Source organism: Paenibacillus turicensis, from assembly GCF_017873435.1.
In the GTDB taxonomy this organism is placed as follows: domain Bacteria; phylum Bacillota; class Bacilli; order Paenibacillales; family Paenibacillaceae; genus Fontibacillus; species Fontibacillus turicensis.
In genome coordinates this window covers 36,840-62,820 of sequence record NZ_JAGGKG010000008.1, presented here as the reverse complement: position 1 = coordinate 62,820, position 25,981 = coordinate 36,840, and the positions used below count along the sequence as shown (strand labels likewise).

The 25,981-nt window shown below is 41.1% G+C and carries 22 protein-coding genes; 6 read left to right on the top strand and 16 right to left on the bottom strand.

The genetic code is table 11. The annotated features are described in order from the left end of the window. The first annotated feature begins 136 nt into the window (after positions 1-136). From J2Z32_RS09860 to J2Z32_RS09850, 3 genes are all read left to right on the top strand, one after another. Positions 137-1,141: a LacI family DNA-binding transcriptional regulator gene (locus J2Z32_RS09860; RefSeq protein ID WP_210088997.1), complete on the top strand. Its 1,005-nt coding sequence runs from the start codon at positions 137-139 to the stop codon at positions 1,139-1,141. Positions 1,142-1,337: 196 nt separating this feature from the next. Next, positions 1,338-2,828 (top strand): glycoside hydrolase family 32 protein, encoded by a 1,491-nt coding sequence (locus J2Z32_RS09855; RefSeq protein ID WP_210088996.1) that lies wholly within the window; start codon positions 1,338-1,340, stop codon positions 2,826-2,828. 96 nt (positions 2,829-2,924) lie between these two features. Further along, on the top strand, positions 2,925-4,343 hold the full coding sequence (locus J2Z32_RS09850) for a sucrose-specific PTS transporter subunit IIBC (protein WP_210088995.1): 1,419 nt from the start codon (positions 2,925-2,927) through the stop codon (positions 4,341-4,343). A gap of 117 nt (positions 4,344-4,460) precedes the next feature. Here the strand turns inward: J2Z32_RS09850 and J2Z32_RS09845 are convergent, their stop codons facing one another. Continuing rightward, complete coding sequence (locus J2Z32_RS09845) at positions 4,461-5,519, bottom strand: LLM class flavin-dependent oxidoreductase (RefSeq protein WP_210088994.1); 1,059 nt, start codon at positions 5,517-5,519, stop codon at positions 4,461-4,463. Positions 5,520-5,821: 302 nt separating this feature from the next. On the opposite strand from J2Z32_RS09845, the gene J2Z32_RS09840 reads away from it, so the two are divergent. Further along, a complete protein-coding gene (locus J2Z32_RS09840) occupies positions 5,822-6,844 on the top strand; it encodes a CdaR family transcriptional regulator (RefSeq protein WP_210088993.1) in 1,023 nt (340 codons plus the stop codon). Here the strand turns inward: J2Z32_RS09840 and J2Z32_RS09835 are convergent. The 4 genes from J2Z32_RS09835 to J2Z32_RS09820 all read right to left on the bottom strand — a co-directional run bounded on the left by J2Z32_RS09835 (position 6,814) and on the right by J2Z32_RS09820 (position 11,116). Beyond that, a complete protein-coding gene (locus J2Z32_RS09835) occupies positions 6,814-8,040 on the bottom strand; it encodes an MFS transporter (RefSeq protein WP_210088992.1) in 1,227 nt (408 codons plus the stop codon). The genes J2Z32_RS09840 and J2Z32_RS09835 overlap by 31 nt on opposite strands. Then, positions 8,037-8,462, bottom strand: coding sequence for a MarR family winged helix-turn-helix transcriptional regulator (locus tag J2Z32_RS09830; protein ID WP_210088991.1), 426 nt, complete (start codon positions 8,460-8,462; stop codon positions 8,037-8,039). The genes J2Z32_RS09835 and J2Z32_RS09830 overlap by 4 nt, the downstream gene beginning before the upstream one ends. A gap of 155 nt (positions 8,463-8,617) precedes the next feature. Continuing rightward, positions 8,618-9,760, bottom strand: coding sequence for a glycerate kinase family protein (locus J2Z32_RS09825; protein WP_210088990.1), 1,143 nt, complete (start codon positions 9,758-9,760; stop codon positions 8,618-8,620). A gap of 60 nt (positions 9,761-9,820) precedes the next feature. Next, on the bottom strand, positions 9,821-11,116 hold the full coding sequence (locus J2Z32_RS09820; protein WP_210088989.1) for a GntP family permease: 1,296 nt from the start codon (positions 11,114-11,116) through the stop codon (positions 9,821-9,823). 375 nt (positions 11,117-11,491) lie between these two features. Here J2Z32_RS09820 and J2Z32_RS09815 point away from each other — a divergent pair, with 375 nt between their 5' ends. Beyond that, positions 11,492-13,069 (top strand): M14 family zinc carboxypeptidase, encoded by a 1,578-nt coding sequence (locus tag J2Z32_RS09815; protein WP_210088988.1) that lies wholly within the window; start codon positions 11,492-11,494, stop codon positions 13,067-13,069. Between the two features lie 179 nt (positions 13,070-13,248). On the opposite strand, the gene J2Z32_RS09810 is transcribed toward J2Z32_RS09815, so the two are convergent. The 8 genes from J2Z32_RS09810 to J2Z32_RS09775 all read right to left on the bottom strand — a co-directional run bounded on the left by J2Z32_RS09810 (position 13,249) and on the right by J2Z32_RS09775 (position 20,763). Next, the gene (locus tag J2Z32_RS09810; protein WP_210088987.1) at positions 13,249-13,971 is read right to left on the bottom strand and encodes a suppressor of fused domain protein; all 723 of its coding nucleotides are present in this window, start codon (positions 13,969-13,971) and stop codon (positions 13,249-13,251) included. Positions 13,972-14,218: 247 nt separating this feature from the next. Then, a complete protein-coding gene (locus J2Z32_RS09805; RefSeq protein ID WP_210088986.1) occupies positions 14,219-14,557 on the bottom strand; it encodes a zinc ribbon domain-containing protein YjdM in 339 nt (112 codons plus the stop codon). A gap of 134 nt (positions 14,558-14,691) precedes the next feature. Further along, positions 14,692-14,874 carry an aspartyl-phosphate phosphatase Spo0E family protein gene (locus J2Z32_RS09800; protein WP_210088985.1) on the bottom strand — a complete coding sequence of 61 codons (183 nt, stop codon included), beginning with the start codon at positions 14,872-14,874 and terminating at the stop codon, positions 14,692-14,694. A 93-nt stretch (positions 14,875-14,967) separates the two neighbouring features. Next, entirely contained in the window at positions 14,968-16,296 is a 1,329-nt protein-coding gene (locus J2Z32_RS09795; protein WP_210088984.1) for a DNA-binding protein, read from the bottom strand. 213 nt (positions 16,297-16,509) lie between these two features. Beyond that, a complete protein-coding gene (gene mmuM, locus J2Z32_RS09790) occupies positions 16,510-17,478 on the bottom strand; it encodes a homocysteine S-methyltransferase (RefSeq protein WP_210088983.1) in 969 nt (322 codons plus the stop codon). Positions 17,479-17,491: 13 nt separating this feature from the next. Then, on the bottom strand, positions 17,492-18,889 hold the full coding sequence (gene mmuP, locus J2Z32_RS09785) for an S-methylmethionine permease (protein WP_210088982.1): 1,398 nt from the start codon (positions 18,887-18,889) through the stop codon (positions 17,492-17,494). 301 nt (positions 18,890-19,190) lie between these two features. Beyond that, positions 19,191-20,240, bottom strand: coding sequence for an ABC transporter substrate-binding protein (locus tag J2Z32_RS09780; RefSeq protein WP_210088981.1), 1,050 nt, complete (start codon positions 20,238-20,240; stop codon positions 19,191-19,193). Positions 20,241-20,406: 166 nt separating this feature from the next. After that, on the bottom strand, positions 20,407-20,763 hold the full coding sequence (locus J2Z32_RS09775; RefSeq protein ID WP_210088980.1) for a GIY-YIG nuclease family protein: 357 nt from the start codon (positions 20,761-20,763) through the stop codon (positions 20,407-20,409). A gap of 167 nt (positions 20,764-20,930) precedes the next feature. Between J2Z32_RS09775 and J2Z32_RS09770 the strand changes: the two genes are divergently transcribed. Beyond that, the gene (locus J2Z32_RS09770; protein WP_210088979.1) at positions 20,931-22,139 is read left to right on the top strand and encodes a spr1629 family repressor/antitoxin; all 1,209 of its coding nucleotides are present in this window, start codon (positions 20,931-20,933) and stop codon (positions 22,137-22,139) included. Positions 22,140-22,255: 116 nt separating this feature from the next. Here J2Z32_RS09770 and J2Z32_RS09765 read toward each other — a convergent pair whose 3' ends face one another. The 3 genes from J2Z32_RS09765 to J2Z32_RS09755 all read right to left on the bottom strand — a co-directional run bounded on the left by J2Z32_RS09765 (position 22,256) and on the right by J2Z32_RS09755 (position 25,964). Beyond that, positions 22,256-23,110: an EcsC family protein gene (locus J2Z32_RS09765; RefSeq protein WP_210088978.1), complete on the bottom strand. Its 855-nt coding sequence runs from the start codon at positions 23,108-23,110 to the stop codon at positions 22,256-22,258. Between the two features lie 155 nt (positions 23,111-23,265). Further along, positions 23,266-24,240 carry an ABC transporter substrate-binding protein gene (locus J2Z32_RS09760; RefSeq protein ID WP_210088977.1) on the bottom strand — a complete coding sequence of 325 codons (975 nt, stop codon included), beginning with the start codon at positions 24,238-24,240 and terminating at the stop codon, positions 23,266-23,268. Between the two features lie 104 nt (positions 24,241-24,344). Then, positions 24,345-25,964 (bottom strand): helix-turn-helix domain-containing protein, encoded by a 1,620-nt coding sequence (locus J2Z32_RS09755; protein WP_210088976.1) that lies wholly within the window; start codon positions 25,962-25,964, stop codon positions 24,345-24,347. Positions 25,965-25,981: the final 17 nt, after the last annotated feature.

Genomic DNA, 25,981 nt, shown 5'->3' with positions numbered 1-25,981 from the left:
GACTTTAGACCCTGCATATTCAATAATATAAAATGAGCCTTAAAATATGATAATATAGACAGGTGATCACCTAAGAGAGATTACTCAGTTTGATCAAGAGATTACTCAGATTACTAAAGGGTTGTTGGGGGATTTTATGAATAATACAATTGCAGATATCGCCAAATTAGCAGGTGTAGCTAAAAGCACAGTTTCACGCTATTTAAATGGTGGCTCTGTTAGTAAAAATACAAGTGAACAAATTGAACAGGTCATAAAAGCAACAGGTTATGTGCCAAATATGTTTGCGCAAAGCTTAAAGGCCAAAGTGACCAACATTATCGGCACGGTTGTACCCAGATTGGATTCCTTTGCAACATCCCAGACCTTAATTGGCATCGATGATACGTTAAGAGCATTGCGTTACCAGATGCTTATTTCAAATACAAGCCAAGACGCTTCACGCGAAATTGAAGCGATGTATGCCTTCTCACGCCAGAAGGTGGCTGGCATTATTTTACTCGCAGCGGTCATTACGAAGAAGCATTTACAAGCTATTGATGATATTGGCATTCCAGTTCTTTTGGTTGGTCAGCAGCACCCTCAGCTTTACAGCTTAATTCATGATGATTACCATGCTGCCTATGAGCTTGGTAAATATGTACTTTCACAAGGACATCATCGCATTGCTTATCTTGGTGTGACTGAGCAGGATATCGCCGTTGGGGTGCAGCGTAAAAGTGGATTCCATCAAGCTGTGCAAGAGGCAATGAATGAGGAGCTTGAAACCTCCAAATATGATGTTAGATACTTTGAAACAAGCTTTAAAATGAGCGATGCACGTCTGGCCGCTGAAAATATTTTAGAACAGTTTTCCCCCTCCATTATCGTCTGCGCAACAGACAATATCGCACTTGGCGTCATTAACACGGCCTACGCACAGGGAAGATCTATTCCTCATGATTTATCTGTCACTGGATTTGGCAATTACGACATCACCGCAGTTGTCCATCCTCCATTAACGACAGTGGAATATGCATATCGAGAGGCAGGAAAAACTGCGGCTGAAAGCATAGTACGGCTTGTAGAGCAACAATCTGTCCCCAAAATTACAACATCAAAATGTAAATTAGTTCCGCGAGAAAGCGTTGACAAAATTTAAACAAATGCATTATAATCAGTTTGAAACCGGTTCCAAGTATGGAACCGGTAGATTTAATCAATAGCTTTAATTTTTATATATTTCACTTGGAACCGGTTCTATTTTTTTGTTATCCTTGTTTGTTTTTCATTTTTACAGTCTTGTATGAACAACTTGGAACCGGTTCCTAATCTTAATACGGATAGGGGCTTATGACATGACACAACAACACAAATATCGGTTGCTTGAGCAAGCAGAGCCAGGCGAGCTCGCTAGACTACAAGAACTGGTAAGGAACTGCAACTGGCGTCAAGTCTTTCATATTCAACCCTCCACAGGCTTGCTAAATGATCCAAACGGGCTATCTTATTTTAACGGTGAATATCATGTGTTTTATCAGTGGTATCCATTAGGTACGGAGCATGGGATGAAGTATTGGTATCACCTTAAATCCCAAGATGGTGTGAACTGGCAAGATGTTGGCATCGGGATTAAGCCTGGTGACCCCTTTGATTCACATGGTGCCTATTCAGGCAGTGCCATTGAACACGAGGGTAAGCTACACCTGATGTATACGGGAAATACACGCGATGCTGGGTGGGTTCGCCACCCTTATCAGTGCATGGCAGTGATGGATGCAGACAATCACATTACAAAATGGGAGCAGCCTGTAATTCCTGAAGTACCCGAAGGCTATACTGACCATTTCCGTGATCCGAAGCTATGGAAGCAAGATGAGTACTTTTATTGTGTCATCGGGGCTCAACGAACAAATTTAACAGGATGTACTGTATTGTATCGTTCAATCGATTTGAAGCGATGGGAGTTTATTGGAGAGTTAAAAACGGATTTAAAAGAGTTTGGCTATATGTGGGAGTGCCCAGACTATTTCCAACTGGATGGCGCGGGTGTATTGCTCTTTTGTCCACAAGGAATAGCTCATCAAGGGGATCACTACCATAATATTTATCAATCTGGGTATATAATTGGTAAGCCCTTAGATGTGGATGCCTTACAGCTAACGCATAGCCAATTTCAAGAGCTAGATCGTGGCTTTGATTTCTATGCCCCTCAGACGTTGCTTGATGGTCAGGGTCGGCGCATATTGATTGGATGGATGGGATTACCTGACATTAGCTATCCAACTGATACCCATGGATGGGCACATTGTCTAACCTTACCAAGAGTATTGTCTGTGCAAGATGGCAAGCTCATTCAACAGCCGCTTCCTGAACTAGCAAGCTTACGTCAAGGAGAAGCGCAGCACGTAAATGATACACTAACTTCGCACACTAGAAGCTATGATCATTTTTCAGGAACAACGTATGAATTAAAATGCACATTTGATGTTTTAGATGCAGAGCAAGTTGGGATTATATTCCGAGCAAAGGACAACGAGTATAGCGTAATTCGTTATGACGTAGAGCATCATAAGCTCGTTTTAGATCGTTCATCCTCTGGCGTACCACTTGCAATCGAATATGAAGAAACAAGGCAATGCAACATGACAGGGAAGCAAATTACTTTGCATTTATTTGTGGATGTATCTTCCGTTGAAATATTTGTAAATGAGGGTGAGGAAGTATTTACAAGCCGTGTTTTTCCTAGCTCACAAAGCGAAGGTATCCAGTTTTTTTCCCAAGAGGGCTCCGCAAGGCTTGAAGCTACGATATGGCAGCTACACCCGCAGGGAAACACAGAGAAGTAAGAAACAAGGTAACAAGGACCGTGGTCAGTCTGCAGAGTTCAGTAGAGTTCAGTAGAGATCATCACAGTTCAGAACTAAAACAGGGGAGGTTTTCATATGTCTGAAAATCAAAAAATCGCAAAAGCAGTAGTTGAAGCGGTCGGGGGCAGTGAAAATATTGCTTCATTTGCACACTGTGCAACACGCCTGCGGATTATGGTTCATGATGAAGCAAAAATTGATAAGGCTCAGGTTGATAAGATTGACAAGGTAAAGGGTGCCTTCTTCAACTCGGGACAATTTCAAATTATTTTTGGTACGGGGACCGTTAATCGTATTTATGAAGAGGTTGAAAAGCTAGGCATTACAGGCTCTACAAAGGAAGAAATTAAAAGCCAAGCTAAAAAGCAAGGTAATGCCTTCCAACGTGCGATTCGTACCTTTGGTGATGTGTTTGTACCCATTATTCCTGTTCTTGTGGCAACTGGACTATTTATGGGGTTACGTGGCTTGCTAACGCAGGAGCAAATGCTTGCTTTCTTTGGCTTAACGGCGCAGGACATTTCACCTAACTTTATATTGTTCACCCAAGTTTTAACGGATACTGCTTTTGCCTTTTTACCTGCATTAGTTGCTTGGTCTACTTTCCGCGTCTTTGGCGGTAGTCCCGTACTTGGGATCGTTTTAGGTTTAATGCTCGTAAATCCAGCGTTACCAAATGCTTATGATGTGGCAAATGGTTCCGCAAGTGCACTGACGATGTTTGGCTTTATTCCCGTGGTAGGTTATCAAGGTTCCGTACTTCCTGCCTTTTTTGTAGGCTTACTTGGTGCCAAATTCGAACGATTCCTACGCAAGCGTGTACCAGAGGCACTTGATCTTATTGTGACTCCATTTGTTACACTACTAGTTATGATTTTATTAGGACTCTTTGCTATTGGACCTATTTTCCACAGCTTAGAAGTTTGGATCTTGCAAGGTACAACTTATCTTCTAAATCTTCCATTTGGGATTGCAGGTCTTTTAATTGGTTTTTTAAATCAGCTTATTGTAGTTACAGGTGTTCATCATATTTTCAACTTCTTAGAAATTCAGTTACTTGAGCAATATGGGAAAAATACATTTAATGCGATTATTACGTGTGCGATTGCAGCACAAGGTGCCGCTTGCCTCGCGGTTGGCTTGAAGACAAAAGACAAGAAGCTTAAAGCACTTGCTCTACCTTCTTCCTTCTCCGCTTTCCTTGGGATTACCGAGCCAGCCATTTTTGGTGTGAATCTTAGATATATGAAGCCATTTATTATGGGATTAGTTGGTGGTGCAGTGGGTGGATTCCTAGCATCCATTTTCCAACTAGCTGCAACAGGCATGTCCGTCACCGTTATTCCTGGGACGTTGCTGTACTTGAACTCACAGCTTCCACTTTATATTGTGGCTAACCTAGCTGCGATGGCGACTGCGTTCGTATTAACATGGCTATTTGGCTATAACGATAAAATGCTGGATGCTCAAAACCAGCAGAAGCAAGTGGCGTAAGCCTAATATGTAAAAATATGAGAAAAACCTTCAAACTGCACCTTAGAGCAGGGTTTAATCCCCGTTCGAAAGTGAGCTTGAAGGTTTTATTTTTTGAGCAAATATTTTTTACGAAAATTAGTCCTGCTGTCCTCTAGCCTCCCAAGCCGCAATTTCCTCACGTACAAGCGGAGCTACCTCTGTACCTAACAGACGGACTGCATTCATCACGTCCTCATGTGGCATCGTGCCTAATGGAAGGTGAAGCATAAAGCGAGTAATCCCTACATGCTTGCGTAATGCAATAATTTTGTCTGCTACCGTTTTTGGATCACCGACATATAAAGCACCATCTGGCCCTCTTGCCGCATCATAACTGGCACGACTATAGTGTCCCCAACCACGTTCACGACCAAGCACGTTCATCACTGCTTGAGTTGGCGGGAAAAACTTCTCCGCAGCTTCCTCGTTGCTTACGCCAACAAAGCCATGAGAATGTGAAGCTACAGGTAGCTTAGAGGCATCATGTCCTGCTTTTGTTGCGGCACGTTTATACAACTCCACCAATGGTGCAAATTGCTGAGGATTACCACCAATAATCGCTAATACAAGCGGTAAACCAAGTATTCCTGCACGAACAACCGATTCCGCTGTACCCCCACTTCCAATCCAAACTGGAAGCAAATCCTGCACAGGACGAGGGTATACCCCAAGATTGTTGATCGATGGGCGATGTGTGCCTTCCCAGGTTACTTTTTCAGACTCACGTAGTTTCAGTAATAATTGTAGTTTTTCATCAAATAATTCATTATAATCGTTCAAATCATAACCAAACAATGGGAATGATTCGATAAAGGAACCACGACCTGCCATAATTTCCGCACGACCATTTGATAGTGCATCTAACGTAGAGAAATCCTGAAATACACGTACTGGATCATCAGAAGACAATACTGTAACAGCACTCGTCAACCGAATATTTTTAGTTTGAGGTGCTGCCGCAGCTAAAATCATCGCAGGTGCTGAAGCCGCGTAATCCTTACGATGGTGTTCACCAACCCCATATACATCCAAGCCTACTTGATCTGCTAAAATAATTTCCTCAACCACCTCACGAATTCGCTCGGCATGGCTAATTAATTTCCCTGTATTTACGTCTGGTGTTGTTTCAACAAAGGTACTAATTCCGATTTCCACTATAAATATCCTCCCTCAAATGTGTATAAATTTACTTATTTTCTAGTTGATGTTCGCTTCATGGTATTTTCTATATTATTTTTAGATACTTACTTAATTTCATATACTTATGGTTATATTATGCCTGCTTCTTCGATATTTTGCAAGTATATTAACTCAAATGCTTTTATTCCGTACCTTCACCATCTAATTAGCTTGTATTATTCCCTTTATTTCTTCATTCATTTGCACAATAATAATAAATAAACAAAAATATGCACTTAAGATTACGAACTAAGATGATCCATTTGGGAGGAAAGATAATGTTCAAGCTCTCACAGAGACAAGCGCAAGAAATTGTAGATAAAATGATGCTGGATATCCCTTATAACATAAATATTATGAATGAGCATGGCGTTATTATCGGAAGTGGGAAGCAGGAGCGGATCGGGACAGTGCATCAAGGTGCAGTACAAGCTTTGGAAACTGGGAAAATGGTCGAGGTGTGGACGGAGGGGAAATATGAACGTCAAGGCACCAATGAGCCGATCATTATCGATCAGGAGCGCATTGGCATCATTGGGATTACAGGCAATCCCGATGAGGTACGGCCTTTCTGTAACCTAGTACGGACTACGGTAACCTTACTCATTGAGCAACGGAATCGTCTAGAAAGCTTAGCCAATGAAAGCAAACGCCGCAATGCCTTTTTAGAGCAGCTGCTCCAGCATTACGGTGTTTATTCACAACGACTAAAAAAGGAAGCCCTCCCCTATAACATTGATTTATTGCTCAAAACGATGGTCATATATGTGAAGTATCCCGTACCTCACACAAAAATAAACAACACGATTTTGAAATATCCATGGTTCCAGCTGGAGGAGGATAGCTGTATTATTTTACTGCAAAATGAGGCAATGATAACAAAGCTAGTTACCGCTATTCACCATGATTATCCTGATGCGATCATTACGACTGGACGACTTGAAGCCTCCATTGCTAACAGCTACAACCAAGCTAGAGCATGTATGCAGGTTATGCTTGCGCTAAAACCTAAGGCGAACTTTATGACCTACGATGAGGTGGAATTTCTTGTTCATCTCACACATTTACACTTGTCTGAAACCACCAATCCAATCAGTAGACTTGAAGACAATACCGAATTAATGGAAACATTACGTAGCTTTATTGAGCATAATGGCAGTGTATCCCTGACCGCAGAGGCGTTAAATATTCATCGAAACACACTTCAATATCGATTGAAGCGAATCCATACCATTACAGGGAAAGATCCAAGGAATGTACTGGAGTTGTTTCAGCTTGTCCATGCGTTAATTACTTTATGATGTTGTACCCTTACCACGATAAATATGACAACTGCCAGCATTGCACCAAGCATAAAGGGGTTATGACCCGGCACGATTGGGAGTAAGCCATCAATCAAAAAAGGAGAGATAAATTGGCCAATAAAAATCATAGATGTCCCTAATGCCAAGGCTTGATTTTGCTTCTCTCGTGGTGACTTAGCAATAAGTTGACTATTAAAATAAGGAAGAGCAAGTCCTAATGCCAAGCCACTAATGACTAATCCTACAACATAAAGTAAAAGGGTAGAGGAAATACTCATCAAGCCCATAGAGATTACAAAAAGAATGAAAATAAACTCACCCATAATCGACTCTAAATGTTGATTGATTTTCCGATATAGTAGACCAGTCAATACACCTGCAAGCGAAACAACCGCCATTAAAATGCCGGAAATAGAGGAATGCGTATAGCCATATTTCTCGGAAATATAAATAGATAAATTAGTTGGAATGATAAAGTAAATGACCGTGGCAAGTAACATCTGAGCATAAATAAGTAGCGGAAGCTTGAGATAAGGCTTTCCTGTATTGGCTATTGTGGCAGCTGTAGCAGTTGTGGTAGCTGTGGATACAATGCTAGTTGTAGTCGCTTTACTCGTGGCTGACCCAAGCTTCTTCTTTTCACTCTTTTTCACAGTGTGGTTAGGTAAATAGCACAAAATAAGTACAAACGATAAAACAGCCAAACTATAAATATAAAAGGTGTAATGCCAATCATATATAGAGACAAAACCAGCAAACAAAACGGCAATGACCGTCCCTAAATTGTTCATCGCTCCAGCCAAACCAAGCATCGTTTGTTTTTGTTCCCCTTCAAAAAATTCATTGATGACTCCAATCGCAGGCGTTGCAATTAGACCTAACCCCAGCCCTAAAATCACTCTACTAGACAGCAATACCGTAAAGGAGGAAGTGGACACTAAGGGCAACATCCCACCCAGAGCATAAATGATTAGTCCAACTAATAACTGTTGCTTTTGACTAGTGAATTTATTTTTAGTATTAAGCAACAGGTTAACAATAATGACGCAGATGGAAGGAATGGTGACTAACGATTTAATTAATACTGGGGATATCGCAGGATAGCTATGCATGATTGAAAATAGTGCTGGCGACAACGCCGCTCCTGCAAGCAGCAGCAGGAGAGAAACAGATAAAATGGCTATGCGCTTCATTTTCTCGCCTCCCATGAATTAATAATATGATCTAAATTCACAATCATTTGGTCATAAACATTTTCGGGAAATAGCTGTTGAATACTCTCATTTATTTGCGCAATACAATGACGAATTTCTGTTACAACCTTATTCCCTTGCACAGTTAAATGAAGAGAATATGCACTTTTATTTTGGGCGCTAATCTCTCGCACGATATACCCTTTATCGATATATCGTTTAATCACCCTAGTGAGTAAGCTACGCTCCACATTCCGTTTATTTGCTATAAAAAGCTGCGTACAGCCTGGATATTCATCAATTGTCAGAAATACATTATAATCGGCGGGATTTACACCTAATTCATCTAACATTCCCGTTTGCTTAGCCAACATGAGCTCATAAATTTTAGCGATTCTCTTTCCGAATTCTTCTTTGTGCATACTTAAGCACCTCCTGAAAGAAGATTACACCTAAAGCGTTAACACTGTCAACACTTTTCTTCCTTCAAAAGAGCAAATAAAAAACACCTCATCTCACCACAATAGGATTTAATTAAAAACCCTAATGGTAGATAAGGTGTTGGAACTAGAGCTAATCAGCTAGTCCACTTCAAAACTCTCGCTACATTTTCACAGGTACGCTCTACATTTTGAGGTCCCTCAGCAAGTAGCTTTTCTAGCTCCGATGCACCGGGGACGATCCCAAAAATCGCATCAAAGCCAGCTTCATATAACGTCTCAATGCCTTCGCCAATGTAGCCTGCGATCGCGATCACCTTTTTACCAGAGAGCTTCGCAGCTTGCGCCACGCCAAACGGGGTTTTTCCAAACTTGGTCTGGAAGTCGATACCGCCCTCACCCGTGAAAACAAAGTCTGCATCTTGTAGCTTATCTTTAAGCTTCGTATAATCAATTACAATTTCAATGCCTTTTTGCAGGGTTGCTTGGGTGAAAATTAATAAGCCTGCACCTAAGCCGCCTGCCGCACCTGCACCTGGAACGTCACGAATATCTTTGTTTAGTTGTGTCTTTACCACATCTGCATAATGTGCCAAGCTTTGATCTAGCTGCGCCACCATCTCAGGAGTTGCCCCTTTTTGTGGGCCAAATACATGCGAAGCTCCATGCTCACCACATAATGGGTTGGTTACATCGCAAGCTACAATAATCCGCACATCATTTAAACGTTGATCTAGTCCAGAAACATCTATCGTTGCAAGCTGATCCAGATTGCCGCCACCTCTTGGTAAAGTATCTCCGTTTTTGTCTAGAAATCTTGCCCCTAAAGCTTCCGCCATCCCCGTACCACCATCATTAGTTGCACTACCACCGATCCCAATAATAATCTGCTTCATGCCACGATCTAAGCATTCCGAAATTAATTGTCCCGTTCCATAAGTCGTTGTGATGAGTGGGTTTTTAGTTTCCTTAGTAACAAGATGGATGCCACTTGCTGAGGCCATCTCGATTGCCCCTGTAAAGCCATCTCCTAAAATGCCAAACCTCGCTTCTACAGGTTGTCCTAAAGGACCCATCACTTCTTTGGTAAAAAGTGTACCATTAGATGCATCCACTAACGATTGCACAGTACCCTCCCCACCATCAGACATCGGTACATGGACATAATTTGCCTCAGGATACACTTTGCGTAAACCTTTTTCCATGGCGATACAAACTTCTTTTGCGGTCATACTTTCTTTAAATGAATCTGGTGCTAAAACAAAGGTTGGTTGTTTCATCTTCTCACCCCATCTATCTATTAAGAAACCGTTTATTCAAATTCTCATATTCACAAATTTCTATAAAATAAATCCGTATAAAATTGTCGCCACAATGGTCATCGTTCCCCCAACCATCGCTTCATAAGGAATTAAGCCCATCCGCTGTTTAATGCTCATCTTCATGCTATCTGCGGTCACGTGGAAGTAGTTTCCTTGTGGTAAGGAGTCAATGACGGTTGCCCCAGTGTGTACCATTACCGCAGCAGACAATGGCGCTGTTCCCATATTTAAAATTGCGGGTCCAAATGAACCTGTCGTCAAAATAACTCCTGTTGAGGTCGAAGCTGTTGCAGCTGCCATCAAAATACCAGCAATGGGTGCAAGGAATGTGCCGGAAATACCCGATGCTTCAATCAAGCTTACCACCTGAGTTGATAAATTAGATGCAGAGATCAAGCCTGCAATTCCACCTGCCCCAATCAAAATCAAAACCGTGGCCGTCATTTTATTTAAACCTGAGGTTGTGTACTGCAAAATTTTGTTGCCTTGTCCCATCGCAAGCATCCCTACAATCCCTGCAATCGGTAAAATATATAACGCATCTACTTTAAAATTTGCCAAAGCTTCAATTCCAGATATAGATCCAATAGGGTTGATCATAAGTAGAATAACGGCAACCAGTGGTGCCACAATCGCTTTGCTAAGTGGTGGATACTTTGATGTATCAACATTGCTGTCCACCGCTTCTTGATCTGAAACTTTGACGCCTTTATTTTTGATTAAAGATGCCACTACAACCGTAACAATCAGACCACAAATCGCAGGAATTACACCCGCAAGCATCACGTGACTTAAATCTAAACCAAAACCACGCGCAGCTGCAATCGTATTTGGGTTAGGCGAAATAATATTTCCTGCCTTCCCACCGCCAGACAAAGCAAGCAATAACGCTAGCTTAGAAATGCCCATCTTATTTCCTACAGATAAGGCAATGGGTGCTACAATAAGCACTGCAACAGGAATAAATACGCCAACTGCCGTAATAATCATCGTTGCTAACGCTAACGCAAGAATCGCTTTGCTACCACCAAATTTTTTCACAATCGCTTGAGCAATCGTCTCTGCGGCGCCCGACTCCATCATGACTCCCGCCAGCACACCTGCCGCTAATACACGAATGACTGTACCCATGACACTTTGTGTTCCACTTACGAGTACAGCAACGGTCTGCTCTAAATTAGCTCCGCCAATTAATGCTCCTAAAATCGCACCTAAAAACAACGCATAAACTGGATTTAATTTTCTCAAAATCAGAATGATTGCGATCGCCAGACCAGCAAGCGCACCAATCCAACTGATTGTTAGTCCTTCCATTTCATGTAGCCTCCTGTATGTCAATTGTTGAATACGCTTACAGTATAGCGCTTTCTTGTTCTAAAAAATATTGATGAAAAGACGAAATATATTGTGCATTTGCACAAAAATGGTTAACCACGAATCCAGCGTACGATGATTGCCTCCTGACATACAGGGGGCATTTTTTTGTCGAGCGGCAACCAAGTCAGCAGGAGCGGGGTAATCTTGTCGAATTTATGGAAATACCGCCAAAACGCAGGAATCCGCAGGGAATAGAGCGAAAAGAACAAGGGTAGGGAAACGGAAAACCGAGCCAAGAGACAGAGGGTAATGTGCAAAAGTATCACCTTTGTGAAGAAATCGGATCATTACGGGAGAAAACAGGGGGTTGTGATGAAAAAGTGTAATTTGGCGCTGATTGCGCTTATTCTCGTGGTGCTGACTTTGGCGCCTGCGGGAAATTTACGTGCGGCAGAGGCGAATATCGTTGATCCATCCGTCACGTATACATACGAGGTACTGACGCAGGATATTCTGGAATTAGCTGAAAAGTACCCCGATTTGATCGAATACAAATCCATCGGCCAGACGTTGTACGGACGTGAGATCTGGGCTGTCGGTCTGGGCTGGGGACGTTCGACCGTATTCTTCAACGGTTCGCACCATGCACGGGAATGGCTGACGACAACGTTGAACATGTACATGATTGAACAATACGCGAAAGCGTATACGGAAGGACGCAAGTTCGAAGGGTATGACGTAAGCGACATTTTGGGCAAAACAAAAATCTGGTTTGTCCCTATGGTCAATCCTGACGGCGTGACGCTTCAGCAAACGGGCCTGCAATCGTTCCCAGCCAGCGTACACAAAGCGCTAACCGCCATGAACGACGGCAGCAGCAACTTCAAACGCTGGAAAGCGAATGCGCAAGGCGTTGATCTCAACCGTCAATACAACGTAAATTGGAAAGAGATACTCAATAATTATGCTTATCCGCATTGGATGGGGCATAAAGGTACGGCGCCAATGACGGCTAAAGAAAATCAGGCAATGATCGGATTTACCTACGAAATCGATCCAGAAATCGCGGTGTCCTATCATTCGGCGGGGCGCATCCTGTATTGGAATTTCCGTACGCCAGCCGCGAACTATGGGCGCGACAAGCGTTTGGCGGACATTTTCCGATCTTTTACGGGCTATACGCTGGTGAGCCCAAGCCATAACTCCAGCGGCGGAGGCGGTTACACCGACTGGTTTATCCAGAAGCTCGGCCGTCCGGCATTCACACCAGAGATCGGGATCAAGAACGGGGAGACCCATCTGCCCGTATCCGTGTTCTCCGAAGAATGGCGCCGGAACAAGAAGGTAGGCTTGTGGATCGCACAGGAAGGCTATAAGCTTTGGGCTGCCAAGAACCCGACGACAGTCAACCCAGTGCCTCTTTTCCTAGACGGCAAACAGATCGAAGGTGATCCAGCCGCTTTCAACGAGAAAGGCGTAACCTACATTGCCTATAAACCGCTGATGACTGGGCTCGGCTACGAGTCAGTCTGGGACGGCACGGCAAAATCCGTCACCGCATCGGGAACGCGTGGGACGCTAAAAGTTGTGCTTGGCAGGACTCAAGCTTGGGTCGACGACAAACCAATTGAGCTGACTGCCGCTCCGCGGCTCCATACAGGCACGATGTACGTGCCTGTACGCTTCGTAAGCGAAACGACCGGTGCAGCGCTAAATGTGCAGGCAAATACCGGAGCGGTATTGTTAGAAAGTCCGGCGATAATCACCGTTGAGCCTGAAACTCCAACCGTGACGCCGCAACCTGCGGAGCCGACTGTGCCAGAGAATCCAGCCAATCTGCAAGTGCCTGCAACACAACCGCACGAGCCAGTGAAACCTTCCACACCTGAAACGGTTGTGCCTGAACCAGTGCAGCAAGATATGCCGAGTACGGCCGTGCCAAACTCGTAACTGTTGGGCTTGGTAGAGCCGCTGGTTCGCCCGCATGGCACTTGCACAAAAAGGGATAATGGCAACTAATAGCGCAAGTGGAAGCAAGACAGCAAAAAGGCTCGTATAGAGAAGGGTTTAAAAGGATTGAAAACACCTTATCTATACGAGCCTAGGTTACGTTATTAGAAAGTTATTTATTAGGAAATATCCTTACAGGTATTAATTCGATTCGCTTGGAAAATTTCATTCACGTTATGTTCCTCAAATTTATCAAGCAAGGGGTCTAAACCATACTCTAGCTTGTACTCCATTTCCTCCAAATAAATAGGAAGAATAGCATAAAAGTGAACCGTTTTTCCGTTCGGCATCTCTAATGTTAGGAAATCCTCATCAACCTCAATTGGAGGCAACACAATAAAGGCACACATGTCTGTATGGTCTGCAATCGCGATTGCTGGATCACCATTTGGTATAGTATGTCCCCAACTAAGCCAAGTATCATAGTCATGTGGGAGACGTGCGAGCCGTTTCAGCCATTCAATTGGCCAAAAGTAATCGGATTCTTGTAGCTTCTCCTCAAACAACGGCCAATCTGGGGGCAAGGAGATCATTAGCTCCGCATACTCATAGTCCTGTGCATCTTCAGGAGTATTCATTGGCAAGGCACTCATCCCTGTAGTGTACAACCTATAATAGTTGCGTTCCGTCGTTGGAGCGATAATATGAACATCGATATGGACCGTATCTGACAAAAGCTCATGGAAGACCGACTGACTTTCGCCAAGATAACGATCAGTGTGTTGCTCTATTGCTTCTAACCATTCATCTTCTAAGTATGTGGCAGGTTGCCACTCACGCTCAGGATCTGTGTGTCGTAGAATCGGCGCTCCAGATGGAGAATAATCTGATGGGTTGGACATGCTTACCGCTCCCTTGCTAAATAGGATAGACTTGCCTTTTTATCATATCATAACGCTAGAATAGGAGCGACGAGCAACCAGACTGGGTATATAAAAAGAAAAATCCGAACTGTTTTACAAACTCTATTTTTGAAATGCTCCCATCATAGTAGACAGTAGAAAAAACAAAACATCTACTATTCCTTTGATGGGAGCATTTCATTTTAGAGATTCGTAATCGTTTGGATTCATATTGAATTCATAGTTATTAGAGCTTCTTCACAAACTCCGATTTAAGCTTCATCGCACCAAAACCATCAATTTTGCAATCTATATTGTGATCGCCTTCAATTAAGCGGATATTTTTGACCTTTGTACCGATCTTTAGTGTAGATGAGCTTCCTTTAACCTTAAGGTCTTTAATGATCGTAATTGAATCTCCATCCTGTAGCAGGTTACCATTGGCATCCTTTACAACAAGGCCTTCCTCTACCTGTGCCTGATCCTCAGTATTCCACTCATGTCCACATTCTGGACATACAAAGTTAAAGCCATCTTCATACGTATATGAAGAATTGCATGATGGACAATTTGGTAAGTTAGACATAATATGTACCCTCCAATTTATCTAAGTATTTTTGCATGACTATGTATTTTTGTACATATCCATGCTTTATGTATATATTATGTTAACATATGCAACACATAAAGCCCACCTTAGGGTGCACTACCACAAATAAATCACCCAATCTGGAGGGCCCACTTCTTTCCTTTATTTCTAGGCTTACTTCGCTCAAATGCATTAATAAGCAGATCTAATTCTTGAGATTTAGCAAGTACTTGTTCATCTAGGAGACCGTATTCCTCAGCTAACTGAATCATCTCTGCCCGTCTTAGTTCAATTTGCTCACGTAAATCAAACATGATATTCTACTCCCATATTTTAGTTGTTAAACCTATTTTATATGGGGTTAGTCAACTCTAAAAAATTTCATTAAAAACTTTGATAGGATTTTTTTATTTGTTACCCACCAAATCCATTAAAAATTGAAAGGTTACAGCTTGATCATTAGATTGAACTGAATATTTAGTAGCTCGTAAAAACCACATTGTACACTCTTCTATTTGATCTTTGCTAAAATAGTATATCGCCATTTGATAACATAGCTTTGCTGCTCTTTGTATGCTAAAGGTTTCAGCATAGTATCCATGGTTAATACTTCTATAGTCAATTAATACCACTTTTAAATTTTGCTCATAATGCTCAATTACCCAATCAATATTTTGTCCATGCTGATTCGCTGCTATTAATATAGTTAAAAACGTGGGTAGCCATTCATTAGAATGTCGGTCTAAGAATGCAATATATCGTTCTAATACATCAAAGTTTCCCGTTAAAATATTTAAATTCAACCTATTTCCTTCAGCGAAGCTACGAAATTTATCAACTTCAATCTGACCAATATAACCTAAATTATCAAACCAGCTTAAATCCTCATAATAAGGTATAAATTGCATTGATTTCTCATACTGTCCCATCCACTCATACGCGTTACCCTGCAGCAGATAGGCTTGTCCATAGTAGACAACCAAATGTCGATCCGTAATAAAAGGTTCAGTATTTTTACTTTTACGAACGCTTTTATTTTTCTGTTTTAAAATAACTTCTACTAAATTTTGTAGCTCATTGGCATAACTTATCACTTCCTCCCAGTTTTGCAAAGTGAAATGCACGTTAGCTAGTTGCAATAGAGCATCAAGCTGAACATTTTCAGGAAGACGTTGACGATAAGGAGCAAATTGAATGGCTGCCTCATGATTTTCTTTCAAATCACTACCAAGGCGAGTTCGGAACAAGCGATATTGGCTTATAGCGATTCGAATTGAATGTTGCTTAATTTCATTTTCACAAACACAGCGATAAAATGGAGCAGATTCCCTCCACTTTCCTTCACTATATAATGATTCAGCTAATGAAAATACATCTGGAACATATACAAGCGATTCCATTAATAAACTTAAACAAGTGTCAATGATATCAACTCTCTGTAAATCCACACATCGCAAAAGGAACGTTTTAAGCTGCTTCCAATGTACTTTTTCAGTAAAGCACTCTTTTGCATACAAATCATATAACCAGCCTTCTTCCTTATGAAGACCTCTAGTAATAATATCTAACTGTTTAATAGATAAAGCTTTGGGAGGGTTTCTTGTAAAACAAGCACTTAAAATGCCACGATTAATGCCTGTCCTATGAGCTAATTCTTGAAGGGATAATTGTTGGAGTTCTAGCTCTTTTTCAATACACGATTGTACAGATAGACTTAGACCAAATTGATCCCCCATTAATCAACTCCAATATTAAGCGTAATTAAAACCTTCAACGTTAAAAAAATTGGATAATTATATGTAACATAATACCATGTATACAATTATAGGAACAATCAACTAATTATTATGAACTATATTAATAGATGTAAAAATGAAAAAGGAGTCTATTCATCCATTACACAAATGTAATGATACGAAGTCGACCCCTTATCTATTATTTATTTCACCTTACCCACGCCATTCCTTCGCTAACGCCTCAATATGTGAAGGTGATGTGCGGCAACAACCGCCAATGATGTTAGCCCCTGCTTCATACCAGGCTTGGGCATCTAAATGCCCTAATCCACTACACTCTTGCCCAGCTTGATGCCATGTTTTTGTCGTCGCATCATACGTTTCGCCTGAATTCGGATACACAATAATGGGTTTATACGTACTGCTACTTAATGCTTGAACCGCTGGCAAGACAAGCGGATGCGGTACACAATTCATACCAATCGCTGCAATTTGGGGATGCTCCTCAAACACTTTTGCACATTCCACGAGTGGAGTTCCTTCACTAATACTTAACTCATCCTTCATTGAAAATGAAAGCCAAGCACTCATTTCAGGAAATTCCTCTAATAGTGAAACCAATACCTGTGCCTCCTGTAAGGAAGGAATCGTTTCGATGGCTAAAATATCTGCACCTGCTTCGATTAACGCCTTCATTCTAGGACGATGGAAATCTACCAACTGTTGATCCGTTATCCCATAATGACCAATGTATTCAGACCCATCTGCCAAATAAGCACCATAAGGCCCGATGGAGCCCGCTACAATTGGTTTTGGTCTAATATCTTGCTGGTTTTGTTCCTGCTCCTGCTTCTGCTGCCATTCCTGCCAAAAATCATCCCGAGCTTGCTTTGCTATCTCTACTGTTTTTTTAATTATTTTTAGCGCTTGCTCTTCTGAGATGCCTCTACGCTTAAAGCCTTCTACTGTCGCCTGATAGCTGGACGTGATGGCACAATCGGCACCTGCCCGAAAATATTGTAAATGCACGTCATAAATCACTTCTGGCTTGTCCAATAGCACACTCGCTGACCAAAGAGGATCATCTAAATTACAGCCATGCTGCTCCAGTTCTGTCGCTAAGGCGCCATCTAAAATCATAATCGGATATTTTTGCAAAATATCGTCAATCACATTACTCATAACGTACTACTCCTTACTTCGAATTTGTAACCTGCCGCGATTTTATATACATCGTTAAGTAATAGCTTATATAACATATAATAATGAAGGGAATCCCACAATATAATGCTATCCGCTGTGTTGGGTCAAATGCAATTCCAATACATGACGCCAAGCTCAGCACAAAGGAAGCAATCGGGGCAAAGGGATACAGTGGTGTACGATATTTTAAATCCTGTACGGCATGTCCCTCCTGAATATATCTCCGCCTAAATAAAAGCTGTGATAAGCTAATGCTCATCCATACAACAACGACCGCTAAACCAGAAATTGAAACTAATATAATATACACCTGATCAGGTGAGACGAGCATGGACAATAAAGACAAGCCCCCACCTAACATACTTAAAATTAGCGCATTAAGTGGAATCCCTTTCCCAGTTAGCTTCGCAAATTTAGGAGATATCGTTTTCTTATCTGCCAGTGACCATAACATACGTGAGGATGCATACAATCCTGAATTTGCTGCAGACAAAATGGCTGTTAACACCACAAAGTTCATCACATCTGCGGCATAAGGTACACCAATACGCTCTAACACCACTACAAAGGGGCTATCTGTCACGCCTGCCTCAGACATCGGAAGTAATGCCGATAACACGACGATCGTACCAATAAAAAAGATGATCAAACGCCAAAGTGTCGTATGAATGGCTTTCGGAATTGTTTTCTCAGGTTCTTCCGCTTCACCCGCGGCAATCCCAATTAACTCTGTGCCTGAAAAGGCAAAGTTCACCGCCAGCATTGTCATTAAAATACCAAATACCCCGTTTGGAAACCAGCCCGAAGCTGTAAAATTACTGAAAAATGGCGTAGTCCCACCATCTGCCATCGGAATAATTCCAAAGATCGCACCTGCACCGATCACTATAAATAATAAAATCGTGATGACCTTGACAGAAGCAAACCAAAACTCAGATTCTGCAAAAAACTTTACTGTTAACGCGTTTAGTAAAAAAATTAATATGGCAAATAGGCCACTCCAGATCCATACATTTATCGAAGGAAACCATCGCTGCATCAATAGCCCTGCGGCTGTAAACTCTGAGCCAAGTGCAACTGTCCACGTTAACCAATACAACCATGCGACAGTGTAACCTGTCCCTGGACCGATATATTTTGCAGCATAGCTATGAAATGAGCCCGTCTCAGGCATATGCACAGACAACTCACCTAAACACAGCATCACAAGATACACCGCAACAGCACCAACCAAATAGGACAAAATCGTACCCATTGGCCCAGCCTGCTGAATCGTATAACCAGAACTTACAAATAGGCCTGTACCGATAACTCCACCTAACGAGAGCATAACAATATGTCTGGTCTGCATTTTACGCTGAAATTGCCCATTATGATTCTGATCTTCCATAAGCCTGCAAGCACCTCATTTTCTTGTTCATAACGTCTTTTATCATTCAACTGTATATTTATACATCCTAATTTTATTGAGTTTTATCAAACTAGTATTTACTATATCAGCATTTATTGTAATTGGACAATGAATTTATTGTTAATAAGCATCCAACGCTATGAATAACACGAATAATTTGAATCACTAAATGAAACAAAAAAAGGCCGCTCTAGCAGCATTTAAAAATGTGCCTTCACGACCCCGATATAATTATAAATCACTTGCTACACTTTTGTTATTTCCTCGTTGTTGTTTCCTTTTATTTTTGTAATTCCTGAACCACCCCAAGTGCCTTGTCAAGCTGATAAGACAAACTTAAAGAATTGTAGCCAAACCAATGATCCATGTCTAAGCGAACGAATTTCCCTTTTTGAACCGCAGGGATGTTTTTCCATAGCTTACTTTCCATAAGCTGATTATAGGATGCAATACTATCTGCGTCTGTATCATACACCACGATAATAATATTATCCCCTGCTAGCTGAGGAAGGGCTTCCTGCGAAATAGTTTCAAATACAAATTCATCTTCTTTGCCTTTGAACAGTTTTTCGACATCAGCAGGTGCATGCAAGCCTAAAGAACGATAAAATACATGTCCGATATTACGTCCGCCATAAACACGGAACTGGTCTTTTCCCATAATTGCAAAAATTGAATATGTTTCGTTAGCTCCTGGCATTTTTGCAACTTGTGCTTTAGCTTCAGCTTCTTTTTTATGAAAATCTTCAATCCAAGCCTTCGCTTCCTTTTCTTTGCCTAACAAAATCCCAATTTGCTCCACCTGACCAAATGCATCATAACTTGTCCAAGGTAATAACACTGTAGGTGCTATTTGCTCATATTGTGCAACAGAATCCTCATTTGCTGTAATAATTAGGTCTGGTTGCAAAGCTAACACCATTTCCATATTTACAGGACTTCCTACATTTGTTACATTGCTTATTTTATTTGTTTCAATCGCCATAATATCTTCAACCTGATAGCTAACTGCTCCAATCGGTACACTATCTAAGGACAACATTTGGAATAAATATTGATCCGTGAATACTGCCTTTGGATGTGCAGGAATTTTCTTCTCCCCTAATTTATCCTTATACACCACTGTTTCTGCATTAGAATCAGAACCAGCATCAGTATTAGGAGCTGCATTGCTTGCCCCTTTATTTCCTGCTTTATTGACATCCTGGCCTGTAGACGAATTTGAGTTTGTAGCAGAATTTGTTTTGGTACCACACGCAGTTAAAGCTATAGCAAAAATGGCAACCAACATTAAATAGATTAAACGACGTTGAAACTGGTTTTTTAGCATGTAAAACTCCCCTTATATATTTAATAATGATTTTCATTCTCATTTAAACATAAAGTAATTATAACGAGGTCGCTTCACACTAGCAATACTTTTTTAGTCGTAATTGGTTTATACACAAAAAAATAAGGAGGAACTACATTCCCCCTACTACTTAAATATAATGAGTTTATTTATAAAAAACCTTCTCATCATTGTATTTAGCTCTAAACTTATTCACGACATACGTCTCATAAATATCACGCTCTACGGCATCTTCTACAATATACACTTCAATTTTGAAAACCTCATTACGATGATTTTTCATTGGAGATACCGTATCTTCGAAATGCTTTTTAATGCGTTGTCTTATTTTACGCGCTTTACCCGCAAACAACAGCTCGTTTTGCTCATTATAGAACATAAAAAAGCCGGCTTTTTCACGTGTAATCAAATGAAAGTCAGTAAAGCCATAAATATGGCTAAGCTGCGGATTTTCCTGTTTATAAATCGTTACCTCAGGATCAGGCAATGTAATGTTAATCAACTTAATTTCCACTTCCTCGTCATCTATATAGAAGTAAATCGTATCATAGATTGGTGAGGAATACTAATGCTAGATAACAAAATCTATATAAATTATTATTCAGCAATGTTTCATAAAATAGTAGTTGGAAAGTCTAAGAAATATATATCAACTTAGGAGGAACCAGCATGTTCATTGGTAAAAATCTTACTAACCTACGAACAATGCATGGATATTCAAGAAAGCAGCTCGCGGACTTATTGTCTGTAACCGAACAAGCAGTTTGGCAATATGAGAATGGGTATACCTCACCAAAAATGCAAATTGTAAATGAGCTTAAACGAATTTTTCATGTAAAGAGTAAGTACTTTTATAACGAAGATATGATAGCAAAGAGCGCTACGCCTATAAATATTAACATTACAAATATTGCTTACCGCTCCAAGGTATTAAATGCAATCTCTAAAACACAAACCGAAGCTAAACATGTGGAGTTTTTAGATGCTTTTATTAACTACATTACAACAAAACTTACAATTCCAACGCTTAAAATTGTTCAGATCAGAGATGCAGTAATTAAATATTTAAATCAAACAAGTGACGACCGAACGACACAAATCTATACTGTAGCTGATTTAGCACGTAAGCAACTTGAATTAAATGCCGACTCTAATGATGATCTGATGTTTCTAATTGAAAAAAGTGGCGTATTCTTATTTGAAAAAGCAATTGGCGAGGACATTGATGCCTACAGTTTATGGAGTAACAACCATCGAGCCTTTATAATTTTAGGTAATTTAAAACGCTCCGCTGTACGTAGAAACTTTGATATTGCACATGAATTAGGTCATTTATTGCTACATTACCAACTTGAGTTCACAAGCTTAGATCGTAAAGAACATAAAGTCATTGAAAATGAAGCCAATTTATTTGCAGGTGCATTTTTATTGCCAGAATCCCAGTTTCGTAAAGATATGGAGCAAGTTACACGTCCCACACTACCTGACAGCTATTTAGATCTTAAAAAGAAGTGGAAAACATCTTTGCAAGTATTGGGGTATAGAGCTGCACATCTAAATTTATTGGAGCCTAAAGAGCATCGGAATTTTTATGCTGCTTTACATCGTAAAGGTTACTTAGAGCGAGAACCACTAGATGCTGAATTAACAATACAAAAACCAATGAAGATTAAAACTTTAATCGATTTTGCAATCACTAAAGGAATCCTAACGATTCCTCAAATGACGGACACAGATTGGAAGGTTGATATTCCCTTCTTTTATCAACTAACAGGGATACCTGCTGAATTTTTTGAGAAGTATGTAACAAAAAAATTAGACTTTGAAATTAACAACGTTATGAGCATGGCTGAAAAAGGTAAAGGATTAGCATATTAGTGCCAAGAAACCAAAAAAATATGTTTAATCAAAAAACAGCGACACAGATAAAGTAGCTAACTTACATCAGCTGTAATGCGACTCCTATCTCTGATCGCTGTTTTGTTTTTACTCTGTCAAAACTTTCGCCCCTCTAGCGCCGCCAATCGCTGCAAAATCACTCTTTTGCGATAAAGCATATGCGCCGCCTCAGTAACATCTCCTATCGACTTGCGATTACTACGCGCCCCAAACAACATCCCTGCAATCGGCACCATCTGGAATAGCTTTTTCCAGCCCCAGCTGTCTCGATATACAGTCATAACCTCTTTCCAGCCTTGAATTTTAGAAATCGCTGCATCTACATGATTGTCTGGGCTAATGTCACCATTACCCCCGGTTTGTAAGCTTAACTCCTCTAATACTTCCTTTTTCCCAACAATGTCGGATAAGGCAAATTGCATGACCTTCACTGTAAAGATGCGTTCGTTTTTTTCCTCAGGGTTAAAGCCATACCCTAACCCGATTTCCTGAATCGTCTTGAGTGACAGTCCTAACATAGCAGGAATATCTGCTGCCAAAGTAAATATGCCACCAATGCCCACCGTGGCACCTTGGGCAGTCGCAACCTTCTGCGCGCTTTCAGACAGCTGCTTTGTCACTTGATCCATCACCGCAAGTGGATAAGGTGGCTCCTCACTTCCCCCTGCCTCATGACTTGCTTTTGCAAGCATACGATTGACTTTGCCTCCTGCAACTAGATAGTTGCCGCCATTTTGTATATAATTTCCGAGCTCATCGAGCAATTGACCAATCTTTTGATGAATAATTTTAGGTGTAAGCTTATCCAACAGCTTGAACGGCAAACGAGACATACGATCCCAGATCATAAGTCTGTTTTGCTCCTTTTCCCACTTTAGCACTTCGTTTAAAGCGGTTTGTAATTGCTCCGTTGTCTCTAACTGCACGTAATTTAGGTTCTTTTCAGTCATCAGAGGTATCTCATCCTTCAGTTCAATATTACGTTAAGTATCTACTACTGAACTAAAGAAATCAACAATGCCAAAAAGCCCTTCTTTACGAAGGACTTAACGACTATTTAATTAGGCATTCGTATTCAATTGTACATAGAGATAAAAGGATGAATTTATTTTGTTCCGGTGAGCCATTTAGCTAATTCCTCTGTCTGGTTCAATACAGCTAGCGGATCATAATACCAAGAGCGTGCTTCAGGCCAAATATAGACATGCCCTTTTTTTAACGCAGGTAAGCTGCTCCAGATAGGGTCCTGTTGTAATTGTTCTAATGTGTACTCATTTGATGTTAAAATGATATAATCCCCCGCATATTCCTGTAGCACTTCCTTAGATAATTCCTTCCACTGCTTCTCCATAATTTCATCTGCTACGGCAGTAGGTGGCTTACGTCCTAACGCCTGATACACAGGCTGACCACCACGGCCAAAATTATCGCCATACACCCAAATTTGTTTTTCAGAAGTTTCTATTATTGAAAATGTGGACTCTGCTGGGATCGCAGCGTCTACCTTCGCTTTAGCTGCTGCTACACGTTGATCATAATCCTGCAACCATGCCTCTGCTTCCTTTTCCACTCCTAATAGCTGACCGAAATAGGTTAATTCCTCATGTACATTTTTTAAATCGCCATAAGGAACAACGATCGTCGGGGCAATTTTACTTAACTGTTCGTAGGTTTTCTCATTTCCAGTTATAATCAAATCTGGCTCCAACGCCACAATACGTTCGATCTCCGGATTTCCATAATCACCAATGTCTGATACACCACTCAGCGCTTCCTTGAAATAATAATTTTGTAAGCTTAGTCCTGGCGCACCTACTGGAATAACATTCAGTGCAATGAGGCTCCCAAAGTATTCCTCAGCGACAATACGCTGGGGCTTCGTAGGAACTTCAATATCTCCTTTAACCGTAGTTACCTTCTTTATGGTGGGAGCTACGGAATCCTTACTTTCCTCTACTTGTGAAGCAGTATTATTAGCAGGAGTTGCTACATTGCCACAGGCAGAGACAACAATGCTAGCAATAAGCAATAGGGCTAGACCCCATAAATTCTTTTTAACCCATGTATGCTGTGAAGACAAGACGACAGCCCCTTTTCTATAAAAATGATAATCATTCTCATATGAATTTTATAGAGTGTATACGGTCATGTCCATGCACAGTTGTGATGTTACTTTATGCAAAATTATGATGTTGAGAGAAATGCTTGCAATAGCACCTTCAATTGTGCCTTCGTGGATAACGGATCATAACCATAAAACAATTCGGACTCGTTCAAAATGTATACACGTTGCCCCTGTACAGCTTCAAGCTGCTGCCACTGCTTGGACTGAAACAATTGTTCTATACTGCGACATGAGCCTTCATCTGTAGGAAGAGATGTAATAAAAATATAATCGGCTGGATATGCCACCATATTTTCAATCGTCGTCTCTACGAATCCTTTTACATCTAAGCCTTGCTCAACTACCGTATTAGGTGGGTAGAACCCCAGATCCTGATATAAAATATGACAACCTCTTCCGAAGCTAGCACTCAAACAATAAGCTTGCCCATCGCCAATCTCCCATACAATAGCACTACCTCTAGTCCCATACCTGTGATCTAATAGTTGGTTAGCTACCTCGATCTCTTGGTCATAATGGTGGAGCCATTCTGCTGCTGTTTCCTTTTTACCTGCTGCATCTGCAATAAGCTGAAACTGCTCACGCCAAGATTGCTTCATTACAGACAACCCGATTACTGGCGCAATGAAAAGTAAGCTTTTATTTTCAGGGGCAGTATCATAGCCAACAATAACGTCAGGATGAGTCTCTTCTATCTTTTTGTAAAATAAATCCGCACTGTATGCATAAGGGTCGAACTTTTCAGCGATGGCTCCTGCGATTGGTGATGTTTTGTATTCAGATTCTAGCCCTGAGAAATACACACCCAGGACAGGCATCACCCCAAGAGCAAGTAAACATCCTGTATGATTCGGATTTAACGTAGCAAATCGTTTCTTTTTTCGGCGATACGCCGTTGGAGGTACACCAACAAATTGCTTGAATTTCCTACTGAAATAAAAGCTATCCTTATACCCAACCTCTTGTGCAATATCTAGTAAGCTCCGCTTCCTACTATTAAGCAAAAGCTGTTGCGCCTTCCTTATCCGAAGTAAGGTTAAGTGATCCTGAAACGTTCTCCCATTCATATCGCGAAACACTCTTGAGAAATGTTCAGGAGATACGCCTACCCGACTCGCTATCTGCTCCCTTGTAATATCCTGCATATAGAATAGATCCATGTCCTCCATCACCTTCTGTATCCAGTGACCAGCTAATTGCTGACGAGTTTTATTTTCTCTATAAATATCTATAATAAGACTGGTAAATAACTGCTGAATGCTAAGTTCATCACCAAGTCTCGGTTCCTTCCATAAGTGGTATAGTTGATCGCTAAGTCTTAATAAATGGGATGAACAACGCTGTAGAGGGGCTTGCTGCTGTAGCCCACCCATTTCTTTGCCAGTGATAACGTTAAACCCACGATATAGAATCACAATTCCTTCTAATTGCATATTCCTTACTAACCGCAAACCAGACTTCGCATTGCCACTACTCAGCACAATACTTCCACGCCCAAGCTCATGAAGCTTCCCCTCTATTCGGATTGTTCCAATCCCCCCTGCAACAATAAGGGCAAGTCCAATCTCATCTCCACTAAGCATGAATAATGCACGTTCACTTAGCTCTGTAACATGAACGGGGATATAAAATGAACCCGACACAGGTGAGTCTTGTATATCATTAGGCAGAGAGTTCATCTATCCTTCTACTCCTT